Genomic DNA, 12,615 nt, shown 5'->3' on the forward strand with positions numbered 1-12,615 from the left:
ATTGGAATCGCTCGCCCTGAAGCCTCATAACGTTATGCCGTACCGGCAGCCCGATGGGGATCATTTTAGCGTCAATATATGCGGTTTGTAATAGGTCGGAGGTCAGCTCGCTCACCATTATTGGAAGCGAGCGATGTTTTTGTTGGTCCCTCTGATGAATCAGGGGAAAACGGGTTAGGATAAACATCATATGTCGCCTGAAGTTATGGAGATTATATAGGAGGGTTTTTAACAGTGACAAAGTATATTTTTGTAACAGGCGGAGTCGTGTCATCTCTAGGTAAGGGAATTACCGCCGCTTCGCTCGGCAGATTGCTTAAGAACAGAGGGCTCAAGGTAACGATTCAGAAATTCGATCCGTACATTAATATAGATCCGGGCACCATGAGTCCTTACCAGCATGGCGAAGTGTTCGTTACTGACGACGGTGCGGAAACCGACCTGGACCTGGGACACTATGAGCGCTTCATCGATATTAACCTGTCGAAGAACAGCAATGTGACAACAGGAAAAGTATACTCTTCTGTTATTAGCAAGGAACGCCGTGGAGAATATTTGGGCGGCACCGTGCAGGTTATTCCTCATATTACGAACGAGATCAAGGAGCGCGTATTCCGTGCGGGCCGTGAAGCGGGTTCGGATGTGGTCATTACCGAAATCGGCGGAACGGTTGGCGATATCGAAAGCCTTCCTTTCCTGGAGGCCATCCGCCAAATCAAGAGCGATGTTGGCCGTGAGAACGTGATGTATATTCATGTAACCCTCATTCCATATATTAAGGCAGCCGGTGAAGTGAAAACGAAGCCGACGCAGCACAGTGTAAAAGAACTCCGCAGCATCGGCATTCAGCCGAATGTCATCGTGTGCCGTACGGAGCATGAGCTTTCAACCGAGATGAAAGCCAAAATCGCGCTCTTCTGCGATATCGACCCTAACGCGGTCGTAGAATGCCGCGACGCGTCCTCCCTGTATGAGGTGCCGCTGAATCTGCGCGATGAAGGCCTGGACGAAATTGTTGTCAATCATCTGAAGCTGACGACTCCTGCGCCGGATATGAGCGAGTGGGAAGATCTGGTGGAGCGCGTCTCCAAGCTGGAGAAGACCGTTGAGATTGCGATTGTCGGCAAGTATGTCGCGCTTCATGACGCCTACCTCAGCGTAGTAGAATCCCTGTCCCATGCCGGCTTTGATGCCAATGCCGACGTGAAGATCCGCTGGGTGAACGCCGAGGAAATTACGGCGGACAATGTGGAAGAGACGTTGAACGGCATCGGCGGTATTCTGGTACCTGGTGGATTTGGAGACCGGGGGATCGAAGGCAAGATCAGCGCGATCCGTTATGCCCGCGAGCACAACATTCCATTCTTCGGTATTTGCCTTGGCATGCAAGTGTCGGTGATCGAATATGCCCGTTCGATCGTAGGTCTGAACGGTGCGAACAGCTCCGAAATTGATCCGGCTACCGAATATCCGGTTATCGACCTGCTTCCGGAGCAGAAGGATATCGAGGATCTTGGCGGAACGATGCGCCTTGGCCTTTATCCGTGCAAGCTGGTTCCGGGATCGCTTGCGGAGTCCTGCTACCAGGACGAGCTGGTTTACGAAAGACATCGTCACCGGTACGAGTTCAACAACCAATACCGCGAAGATATCGAGAAAGCGGGCCTGCGTATTTCCGGTACTTCACCGGACGGACGTCTGGTCGAGATCGTGGAGCTGCCAGGACATCCTTGGTTCCTCGCCGTGCAATTCCATCCGGAATTCACTTCCCGTCCGAACCGTCCGCAGCCATTGTTCCGTGAATTTGTAAAAGCCTCGATCCAGCATCAGGCATAATTGGGAAGAGCCTCTTTTTTGAAGAGGCTCTTTTTTTGCGTGCAAATTCGTTTGTCGCTGCGTGAAGGGTGGAGCTGAGGTCCGGAATCCCTGTCCAGCGCTGTCGATTTCGGATGCAGCCAATTCGCGATCTTTTTTTCTTACTTTTTTTAGGACAGGAAGGAATTCGACATCTACAGGCGAATACAAATAATGGCCGGTTTATGGGAAAGTTAGGAACTTTCGAGTTTGCATATACTCATTGTACGATTTAAGTATCGGGAGGTTGGAAGGATGAGCAAACAAAGCAAACACAAAGTGCTGATTGTGGATGACCAGAATGGGATCCGCATCCTGCTTGTAGAAGTGTTCAGCAGTGAAGGATATGAGACGTTCCAAGCGGCGAACGGCAAGGCTGCCCTTGAAATCGTGAAGATGCATGCCCCGGATTTGGTGCTGCTGGATATGAAAATTCCTGGAATGGACGGGCTTGAGATTTTGAAGCATATTAAACAGATGAATCCGGACATTAAGGTGATCATGATGACAGCCTATGGAGAGCTTGACATGATCAAGGAAGCGACCGATCTTGGAGCGCTGATGCATTTTACCAAACCCTTCGACATTGACGAGATGCGGCAAGCCGTCAACATGCAGCTGAAAGGGACCGCGAACAACATCGGTTGAATGATGAATTCTGCTCAAGGGGCGGAATTCTTTTTTTGCCAGAATGTGAGTTCCTTCGCAGCAATTTAGGAAATGCTTGTTTAGTATTTATGACGCGATGTGGTATAATAAGTCCGTATGTTATATCGGCTAAAAACCATAGACAAACTAAGCATCTATAGGAGGATGAAACCATGCCATTAGTATCAATGACAGACATGCTGAACAAAGCACTCGAAGGTAAATATGCTGTTGGTCAATACAACATCAACAACCTGGAGTGGACATATGCAATTCTTGAAGCGGCTGAGCAAGAGAAATCGCCGGTAATTCTCGGTGTTTCCGAAGGCGCAGCTCGTTACATGGGTGGATTCAGCACCGTTGTACACATGGTAAAAGGTTTGATGGAGGACCTGAAAGTTACAGTTCCTGTTGCCATTCACCTTGACCACGGTTCAAGTGTTGAGAAATGTAAAGAAGCAATCGATGCAGGGTTCACTTCGGTTATGATCGATGATTCCCACAGCCCGATTGAGACGAATATTGCAACAACGAAACAAGTGGTTGAGTATGCTCACGCCAAAGGCGTTTCCGTTGAAGCCGAAGTCGGCATGGTCGGCGGACAAGAGGATGACGTTATCGGCGACGTAATGTACGCGAAGCTTGACGACTGCGTGCGCATCGTGAACGAGACAGGCATCGACACATTGGCGCCTGCGCTTGGTTCTGTCCATGGTCCTTACAAAGGCGAACCAAACCTTGGGTTCAAAGAGATGGAAGAGATTCGCGATGCTGTGAAACTTCCGTTGGTGCTTCATGGCGGTACAGGCATCCCGACGCATGACATCAAGAAAGCTATCTCCTTGGGTACTTCCAAAATCAACGTTAACACCGAGAACCAAATCTCGTTCACCAAAGTTGTTCGTGAAGTGCTTGCCGCTAAACCGGAAGCTTACGATCCGCGCACATTCCTGAAACCAGGCCGCGAGGCAATCAAGGAAACCGTTGTCGGCAAAATCCGTGAGTTTGGTTCCAACAATCAAGCTTAGTCACCCGTAACACACAAAAGTCGCTTGTAGCCTTCGTGGCCGCAACATGACGATAGGAATCACCTAAGATATTTTAGGCTGTCTTATGCTGCATACAATGAAATGGAAAGCACACCGCATAGCCGGTGTTTTTCCATTTCATTTATTAAGTTATCAAAAAGCGCAAGCGGATTGTGAGGCTTCACAACCGGATAATCGCTACGAAAACGAACGCTTATTGCGTCTGTCATCCTTTAGGAACGTCGATACGACGTTTTTCTTGTATGACGGGCATCAGAACCATTTCCGGCTGCGAAGTGATGTAGGGGGAACCGAAAGCTTATGGAAAAATTGATGATCAGCGGTGGACGCCCACTGCGAGGTGCTGTAACAATCAGCGGTGCCAAGAACAGTGCTATTGCGTTAATTCCCGCCGCAATCCTGGCGGAATCGGAAGTCGTACTTGATAATTTGCCGCTTCTCAGCGATGTGGCTGTTTATGCTGAGATCCTTGAGGAATTAGGCGGGCAAGTTTCATGGGAAGGCAATCAGATGAGAATTGACCCTTCTGATATCAAATCCATTCCGATGCCTAACGGACCCGTCAAGAAACTGCGCGCGTCCTACTATATGATGGGCGCCATGCTTGGAAGATTTAAAGAAGCCGTGATCGGCCTGCCGGGCGGCTGTAATTTTGAACCTCGTCCCATCGACCAGCACATCAAGGGCTTTGAAGCGCTTGGTGCGACCGTGACCAATGAACACGGTTCGATTCACCTGCATGCCAAAGAGCTGCGGGGCGCGAAGATCTACCTCGATGTAAGCAGCGTAGGTGCAACGATTAACATTATGCTGGCGGCTGCCAAGGCCAAAGGCTCCACAATTATCGAAAACGCGGCGAAAGAGCCTGAAATTATAGATGTTGCAACACTTTTAAATTCCATGGGAGCTGTCATTAAGGGCGCCGGAACGGAAACCATCCGGATCGAGGGCGTGACCGAGATGCATGGCTGCCGCCATTCCATTATTCCAGACCGGATTCAGGCCGGTACATATATGATTGCTGCCGCAGCTACGCGCGGCGATGTTCTGATTGACAACGTCATCCCGAAACATCTTGAGGCCCTCACGGCCAAGCTGATCGAGATGGGCGTTGGCATCGAAGAGCTGGACGAAAGCATTCGCGTGATTGGTAAAGACCGGTACCAGCATGTGGATGTGAAGGCGCTTATATATCCTGGATTTGCAACGGATTTGCAGTCACCGATGACCAGCCTCCTTACGCAAGCAGAAGGCGTCAGCGTTCTCAGTGATTTTGTATATAGCAACCGATTTAAACATGTTCCGGAGCTCGTTCGCATGGGGGCCAAAATCCGCGTGGAGGGACGCTCTGCCATCATCGAGGGCGGCCCGCTGAACGCAGCCAAGGTCAAAGCGACCGATCTGCGCGCGGGTGCGGCTCTTGTCATTGCGGGACTGACGGTGCCTGAAGGGATAACGGAGGTAAGCGGCGTGGAATTCATCGACCGCGGCTACGACCATCTCGTTTCCAACTTGCGTGAGCTGGGTGCCGACGTGTGGCGCGAGACCGAAGAAGAGTGACTTTTTTACCAAAATGAGGGAAATGTGTGGTGGAAACTGCATATCTCCCTCTGATTTGGGTAATGCTCCTAGTAAAGCACTCATAGACTAATAGACTACATGACAGCAGGGAACTGCTGCGACAGAAACAAATAATTGAATAGGTGGTTATTGAATGGATTTACAAATAGCCGATTTGGAAGGCATGAAGCTGACGGATCTGTATAAGCTGGCCAAGAAGTATCAGATTCCTTATTATGGCCAGTTGAAGAAAAAAGAATTGATATTTGCCATTCTCCGGGCACAGGCCGAACAGAGCGGCTTGATGTTCATGGAGGGCGTACTCGAGATTTTGCCGGAAGGATACGGTTTTCTTAGACCGATCAACTATTTGCCGAGCACGGAGGATATCTACATTTCGGCCTCCCAGATCCGCAAATTCGATTTGCGGACCGGGGATTTGGTTTCGGGCAAATGCCGGACGCCGAAAGAGAACGAACGATACTTCGGGCTGCTGCAGGTCAACGCCGTGAATGGCGAGAATCCTGCCGTCGCAGCGGAACGATTACACTTCCCAGCCTTGACTCCTCTATATCCGCAAGAAAAGCTTGTTCTTGAAACATCCCCTAATCAGTTGTCAACCCGAATTATGGATCTGCTTGCACCCGTAGGTTTAGGACAACGCGGTTTGATCGTGGCACCGCCAAAAGCAGGGAAAACGCTCCTCTTGAAAGAAATCGCCAACAGCATCTCAACCAACAATCCAGAGATTGAACTGTTTGTTTTACTCATCGATGAACGGCCTGAAGAAGTGACGGATATGCAGCGTTCCGTTAAGGGTGAGGTGGTTGCTTCTACTTTTGACGAGCTTCCGGAGAACCATATCAAAGTAGCGGAACTGGTATTGTCGCGCGCCTTGCGCCTGGTGGAGCATAAGAAGGACGTGGTTATCTTGCTGGACAGCATCACCCGTCTGGCCCGTGCGTACAACCTGGTCATTCCTCCGTCCGGCCGAACGCTGAGTGGCGGTATTGATCCTGCGGCATTCCATCGTCCGAAACGTTTCTTCGGATCGGCTCGTAACGTGGAGGAAGGCGGAAGTTTGACGATCCTGGCGACAGCCTTGGTTGAAACCGGATCGCGGATGGATGATATTATTTATGAGGAATTTAAAGGCACAGGCAACATGGAGCTGCACTTGGACCGCCGCTTCGCGGAACGCCGTATTTTCCCGGCGATCGATATTCGTCGCTCCGGTACCCGGCGCGAAGAGGTGCTGCTGAACAAGGATGAACTGGATACCATTTGGGCGATCCGCAAAAATATGAACGACTCTGCCGATTTTGTGGAAGGCTTCCTTAAAAAAATGCGTGATAGCAAGAATAACGCGGAGTTCTTGGCATCATTTGACGTGAATGCCAACAACGGCGGCGGAACCGGGACTCAGGGCCAGACAGCCAGACGTCCATCGCGTGCATCTGCGGCGACGGCCCCTCAGAGCTAAGCCCTGAATCAACCGGAGAATAGGAGATCAACATGTATTTGGTTTATGCAGATGAACAAGGGAATGTATACGATCATTCCGAGCTGTTCGGGCTGGCCCGCAGCGGAGATATGATCGTCGAGATATTGGAAGATGAATTGATACCTTTGCCGGAAGGAGCTACGCTGGTCGGACTGCCGAGTACCCGAGCGATCGGAATGGATCCGGAGACCGGTGACATGATGCCGCTTGAGGACGGGTATACGGCTGTCGGAGCGCTTCTGCCGCAAGGCTACACCCGGCTCTGCCTGCCGGGGTACGTGAAGTCGGACAAGGAGTATAAGCTGCCGCTGTTTGGTTACTCGGCAGTCGTATGGAAGGATGGCGCTTTCTATACGACGGCGCGTTTGTCCGACGATCCCGAGAAATGGAATCCTGTGAATTGTGACCTGGATGACCTTGAGCATGGGGTTAAGACGCTGAAGGAGAAGTATCCGGAGAACCGGCTCTACGAACATCTGTCTAACTGTGCGCTGGGATACGAGTGTCTGACGGCGTCCAACACCTTCCTGAATCGCTGGGAAGGCGCGGTTCCCGTGTCTTACTCCTGCAATGCGGGCTGCTTCGGTTGCATTTCGGAACAGCCGGATGACAGCGGCTTTGTCTCCCCGCAGACGCGCATGAACTTCCGTCCGAGAGTGGATGAGCTGGTGCAGGTCATGCTGGAGCATCTGAAGACCCCGGAGTCGATCATCAGCTTTGGCCAAGGCTGTGAGGGCGAGCCCTCCACCCAGGCGAAGATCATTATAGAGGCTATGCGAGAAGTCCGGGCACAGACCGACATGGGTTACATTAATATTAACACCAATGCGGGACTGACCGATTTTATCCGCGGTATCGTGGATGCGGGTCTTGATCTGATGAGAGTCAGCACGATCAGTGCATTGGATGCCCATTATAACGCATACTACAAGCCAAGAGGCTACACGCTCGCTAATGTGGAGAAATCTCTTCGTTACGCAACGGATCAGGGCGTATATACATCCATTAACTATCTGATCTTTCCGGGCGTGACCGACCGCGAGGAAGAGCTGGAAGCCATGATCGAGTTTGCCCGGCGCACGGGACTCAAATTGATTCAGCTTCGCAATCTGAATATTGACCCTGAGAGCTATCTTGGCCTCATCCCGCCTGCCCAAGGCGAGATTCTCGGAATGAAGCAGGCGATCGAGATCATGCAGGAGGAGCTGCCGGATGTGGTGATCGGCTCCTATACGCATGTGCCCCCTGCTGGACAGGCGAGACCGAAAAAGCGGCCTTCGATTATATAACTTGCACGGTCTCGAATGTGCTAAAAATAGGGTGTAGTTCCAATTGCGGACTTGTCTGATGATTTGTGTATGGACTATTGCGCATTCAATTTGCTCGTGCTATACTCCTTTTATGTGTCCATATAACTCTGGGTCCGCATGAGGCTCAGGGCGGAAAGAGGTGAAAGCTACAATGAAACAAGATATTCAACCGAAATATCACGTTACTACAGTTACTTGTGCTTGCGGTAATACGTTTGAAACAGGTTCTGTGAAACCCGATCTTCGTGTAGAGATTTGCTCGAACTGTCATCCGTTCTTCACAGGTAAACAGAAATTCCTGGATGCTGGCGGTCGTGTTGATAGATTCAAGAAGAAATACGGTATCTAATAAACAAACCCTTCGCCCTTGTGGCTGGAGGGTTTTTGTCTGTCTGCAGGGCCGATGGAGTATGCAACTTCTTCCGTCGGTTGCTTTTTTGGTAGCCATGCGATATACTAAAGTTCGCCGTGCTAGACGGGGAGGTAGCGGTGCCCTGTAACTCGCAATCCGCTGTAGCGAGGTTGAATTCCTGTTAGAGGTGTTGTCGATGTGAGGCTGGTCCCTGCGCTCAACGTTGACGGTTGGGTCCTCCGCAATGAGCACTTGTGAACCTGGTCAGGTCCGGAAGGAAGCAGCCATAAGCAAGACCGCTTTTGTGCCGGAGGAGTGCCTAGCCCGAGTTGCTGCTCAGGATTGCCGCTCGGATCGCAATGATCAATAACAGGTGCACGGTATACATATCTGCACATAACACCTTTGCCTTTGGCAAGGGTGTTTTTTGTCCAGGCGGGATTCTAAATTGGAGCGAATGCTTCACGTGAACTTTGGATAAAGTTTTCCAAGTAAACGTTTTGCTAAGGCAGGGGAAAGTAGTATAGAATGTAGTATAATATAACCGTTGACTCATGCCGTTTAGGCTGGGATTGACCATGAATATAACTTGTAAAGCACGTGAGGATTAGGCTTTGGTGTTAGCCTTGGATTTCCTAATCTTCGCGAAGTGGAAGTTGAAAGAGGGTAAAGCATAGTGGAACATATCGCGTTATATCGAGCTTGGCGACCACAGTCGTTCGGCGACATGGTGGGCCAGCAGCATATTATCCAGACCCTGCAGAATGCCATTCGCGAGCAGCGGGTTTCCCATGCCTACCTGTTCAGCGGTCCACGGGGTACAGGCAAGACCAGTGCCGCTAAAATTTTGGCCAAAGCCGTGAACTGCGAGCATGGTCCGGCTGAGGAACCCTGCAATGCATGCGAGGCCTGCCGGCGCATAACGTCCGGAGCCGTCATGGATGTCCAGGAAATTGATGCGGCATCCAACCGCGGCGTCGAGGAAATTCGTGATTTGCGGGAGAAAGTCAAATACGCACCGACCGAAGTACGGCGCAAGGTTTATATTATTGATGAAGTACACATGCTGACGACGGAAGCGTTCAATGCCTTGCTGAAAACGCTGGAGGAGCCGCCGGCACACGTGATGTTTATACTAGCGACAACAGAGCCGCACAGGCTTCCGGCAACGATTATCTCACGCTGTCAGCGGTTTGACTTCCGTAGGGTGTCCCTGGAGGAACAAACCGGACGTCTGGAGCAGATCTGCGGGGAAGAAGGCATTACGGCTGAGCATGAAGCGCTGCAGTATATTGCGCGTCTATCGGATGGCGGTATGCGGGATGCTTTGAGCATTCTGGATCAGATCGCTTCCTTCACTGGAGGTACCGTATCTTACCGGCAGGTCATGGACATGACGGGAGGCATTGCCTCAGAGCAGTTTGGCCGTCTGGCCGGCGCCGTGAAGCAGGGGGATGCCGGGCTGGTCCTGCAGATCGTGGAGCAATTCATGCAGGAGGGAAAAAGCGCAGATAAATGCATGGAGAATCTCCTGTACTATTTCCGCGATTTGCTTATGATCAAGATGGTTCCCGATGCCGACAAGCTGACTGATCGGGTTTTGAACCCGGCCGAGTTTCAGGAGATGGCAAATGCCTTCAGCCGGGATGAGCTGTTTCAAATGATTGATACGCTCAACCGTTATCAGAGTGAGATGAAATATGCCTCGCAGCCGCAAACCCTGTTTGAGGTGGCACTGCTCAAGCTTTCCGGCATTACCCAATCCGGGGGCGGGTCCGCACCTGCCCATTCTACGGCCGATGCGGGAGAACTGGCTCAGCTGAAGCAGCATGTAGCCGCACTTGAGAAAAAGCTGGAACGTTTGATTCAAAACGGTGTTCCTGCATCGAATCAACGCGAACCGGCCAAGTCTACCCGAACACCTGCACCGAAAGCAGCTTCAACGGCCAAGATTCCGCAGCATATGGATCAGTATGTATCCTCCCGGACCGGAGAGGATTATACCGCTGTACATCGGCAGTGGGCCCAAATTCTGCAGAACGTGAAAGAGGAGAAGGTAACGGTTCACGCATGGCTGATGGATGGCGAGCCCGTATCCGTATGGGAAGACAAGGTTCTTGTCGCTTTCAAAAACAACATCCACCGCGAAACCACGGAGAAACCTGCCAACAAACAGGTGATTGAAGGGGTTCTTGAGTCTATGCTCGGCAAGCCGTACCATCTGGTGACCATGATGCTTCGCGACTGGAATGATGCGGTAGAAGGAGTCGGCAAGCCTCAGGCGGAAGAGCTTAAGCTGGAACATGAAGAAGCTGATGCCGGTGGAGAAAAACCATGGATTGATGAGGCGATCCAGCTGTTTGGAGAAGACCTCGTTGTCATAAAAGACTAGCGCGTCCCTACGTGCACCCTATTATAAGGAGAGATGAATCATGAATAATATGAACCAAATGATGAAGCAAGTGAAAAAGATGCAGGAGCAAATGCTGAAGGCGCAGGAAGAGCTTGCTACAAAAACCGTTGAAGGAACTTCCGGCGGCGGCGTGGTTACCGTAGAAGCGAATGGCCATAAACAAATTTTGTCCATCAACATCAAGCCTGAGGCGGTTGACCCGGATGATGTGGAAATGCTGCAGGATCTGGTGCTGACTGCGGTTAACGATGCACTTGCCAAGGCTGAAGAAATTGCGAACGCCGATATGGGCAAATTCACAGGCGGCATGAAAATCCCGGGCTTGTTCTAAACTAACCTAGAAGGAGTAGTTACATTTGTACTATCCTGAACCGATCGCGAAGCTCATCGATGCCTTTACGCGACTGCCGGGTGTGGGACCGAAAACGGCCGCCCGCCTGGCTTTTCATGTTCTGAACATGAAGGAAGATGACGTTATTGATTTTGCTAAAGCGCTAGTCAGTGTCAAAAGGAATCTGCACTACTGCTCCGTCTGCTGTAACATCACGGATACGGATCCATGCCGGGTATGTCAGGACAAGACTCGGGATGCTTCGATAATCTGCGTTGTACAGGATGCGAAGGATCTGGTGGCGATGGAGCGCACGAAGGAATTCGAGGGCTACTATCATGTCCTCCATGGGGCCATATCTCCGATGGAGGGGATCGGGCCGGATGAAATCCGTCTGAAGGAGCTCCTCACGCGCTTAAGTGACGAACGAGTGAAAGAACTCATTTTGGCGACGAACGCTAATATCGAGGGGGAGGCAACGGCGATGTACATATCGCGCCTGGTCCGTCCTTTTGATATTAAGGTGACTCGTATTGCCCATGGACTGCCGGTTGGCGGTGACCTGGAGTACGCAGATGAAGTGACTTTATCCAAAGCGCTTGAAGGTCGAAGAGAACTGAACTGATATTATTGATCCCTGCAGCATTTGATTGAAATATGAAAGCAACATAAGAACGAGCATCGGAAGCGATTCTGATGGCTCGTTTTTTGTTTGCACATTTCTAGGCCAAGAAAGTAGAAATTGAAAGTATTCTTATGGTTCTAAGTTTGTCCCTCTCTCGATATGAATGTTACAGACGGTCTTTATAAGGGCAGGTTAATCATTCATATTCGTAGGGAGTGAAAGGAATGAAGATATGGTGGAAGTCGAGGAAGAAAGAAGAGGAAACGTATATCACGGCAGAGGAGCAAGAACGGATGTGGCATGTCTTCCTGGACGTCCAGAGATCCCAGATGGAGTGGGAGCGGGCCCACTTGCTGTTCCAGGAGGCTACGGGACAGGATCAGATCGATTATGCGATCTACATGTTGGAGGCGGCAGAGCGCAAATACCAGATGAATCTTAAACAGGCCAAGCAGCTTAATCTGGATGGAGCAAGGATGCAGTATATCGAGCAAAAAAGGGAGAACGGTTAACCGAGAGTTGATTGATAGGATTCCTATTGACCTTTGAAGGAGGAGTATCTATGAAATTGATTGTGCTTGGCGTACTATGCATATCGCTCTTGCTGCTTATCTATGTTGTGTTTAGAAAGAAGCTCGGGCTGGGATGGCTAACTGTATTCGGGGCGCATCTGGCCCTTTCGGCTGTAGCTATCTATGTTGTGAATTTCACCGGATTAGCAGCTGAAGCGTATATTCCTCTGAATCCGATGACCATAGGAACGGTCATGGTCCTGGGCTTGCCTGGTGTGGCCCTTCTTGTCGGTTTAAAATTTACGATATTAGGTAGTTGACGTATGCTCATATTCTATGATACATTAATGTTCGCCCGTTTGATTGCGGGTGATAGAGATTCACCGGTCAGGCAGTACTTGAATTTGAAAAATAATCAAAAAAACTCTTGACCAACAGCAAGCTAGTATGATATATT

Annotated in this window: 12 protein-coding genes and 1 other RNA gene; all 13 read left to right on the forward strand. The window is 50.5% G+C overall.

What is annotated here, in order from left to right; genetic code table 11:
* Window positions 1–234 precede the first annotated feature (234 nt).
* The 13 genes from MHH82_RS00650 to MHH82_RS00710 all read left to right on the forward strand — a co-directional run bounded on the left by MHH82_RS00650 (window position 235) and on the right by MHH82_RS00710 (window position 12,478).
* Window positions 235–1,836: a CTP synthase gene (locus MHH82_RS00650; RefSeq protein ID WP_012818383.1), complete on the forward strand. Its 1,602-nt coding sequence runs from the start codon at window positions 235–237 to the stop codon at window positions 1,834–1,836.
* Between the two features lie 273 nt (window positions 1,837–2,109).
* Window positions 2,110–2,502 carry a response regulator gene (locus tag MHH82_RS00655; RefSeq protein WP_009595517.1) on the forward strand — a complete coding sequence of 131 codons (393 nt, stop codon included), beginning with the start codon at window positions 2,110–2,112 and terminating at the stop codon, window positions 2,500–2,502.
* Window positions 2,503–2,675: 173 nt separating this feature from the next.
* Complete coding sequence (gene fba / locus MHH82_RS00660) at window positions 2,676–3,530, forward strand: class II fructose-1,6-bisphosphate aldolase (RefSeq protein ID WP_012818384.1); 855 nt, start codon at window positions 2,676–2,678, stop codon at window positions 3,528–3,530.
* A gap of 321 nt (window positions 3,531–3,851) precedes the next feature.
* Complete coding sequence (locus MHH82_RS00665; RefSeq protein ID WP_012818385.1) at window positions 3,852–5,111, forward strand: UDP-N-acetylglucosamine 1-carboxyvinyltransferase; 1,260 nt, start codon at window positions 3,852–3,854, stop codon at window positions 5,109–5,111.
* A gap of 154 nt (window positions 5,112–5,265) precedes the next feature.
* A complete protein-coding gene (gene rho / locus MHH82_RS00670; RefSeq protein WP_012818386.1) occupies window positions 5,266–6,594 on the forward strand; it encodes a transcription termination factor Rho in 1,329 nt (442 codons plus the stop codon).
* Window positions 6,595–6,626: 32 nt separating this feature from the next.
* Entirely contained in the window at window positions 6,627–7,904 is a 1,278-nt protein-coding gene (locus tag MHH82_RS00675) for a radical SAM protein (protein WP_012818387.1), read from the forward strand.
* Window positions 7,905–8,076: 172 nt separating this feature from the next.
* Window positions 8,077–8,274 (forward strand): 50S ribosomal protein L31, encoded by a 198-nt coding sequence (gene rpmE / locus MHH82_RS00680; RefSeq protein WP_006207505.1) that lies wholly within the window; start codon window positions 8,077–8,079, stop codon window positions 8,272–8,274.
* Window positions 8,275–8,391: 117 nt separating this feature from the next.
* Window positions 8,392–8,658: signal recognition particle sRNA large type (ffs, locus tag MHH82_RS00685), an RNA gene on the forward strand.
* Window positions 8,659–8,953: 295 nt separating this feature from the next.
* The gene (gene dnaX / locus MHH82_RS00690; protein ID WP_340962551.1) at window positions 8,954–10,669 is read left to right on the forward strand and encodes a DNA polymerase III subunit gamma/tau; all 1,716 of its coding nucleotides are present in this window, start codon (window positions 8,954–8,956) and stop codon (window positions 10,667–10,669) included.
* Between the two features lie 40 nt (window positions 10,670–10,709).
* Window positions 10,710–11,021 (forward strand): YbaB/EbfC family nucleoid-associated protein, encoded by a 312-nt coding sequence (locus MHH82_RS00695; protein WP_009595540.1) that lies wholly within the window; start codon window positions 10,710–10,712, stop codon window positions 11,019–11,021.
* Window positions 11,022–11,046: 25 nt separating this feature from the next.
* On the forward strand, window positions 11,047–11,646 hold the full coding sequence (gene recR / locus MHH82_RS00700) for a recombination mediator RecR (protein WP_009595539.1): 600 nt from the start codon (window positions 11,047–11,049) through the stop codon (window positions 11,644–11,646).
* 224 nt (window positions 11,647–11,870) lie between these two features.
* Window positions 11,871–12,158, forward strand: a complete 288-nt coding sequence (locus tag MHH82_RS00705; RefSeq protein ID WP_009595542.1) for a hypothetical protein — start codon at window positions 11,871–11,873, stop codon at window positions 12,156–12,158.
* Between the two features lie 50 nt (window positions 12,159–12,208).
* A complete protein-coding gene (locus MHH82_RS00710; RefSeq protein ID WP_009595500.1) occupies window positions 12,209–12,478 on the forward strand; it encodes a pro-sigmaK processing inhibitor BofA family protein in 270 nt (89 codons plus the stop codon).
* Window positions 12,479–12,615 lie beyond the last annotated feature (137 nt).

This window comes from Bacillus sp. FSL K6-6540 (assembly GCF_038007545.1).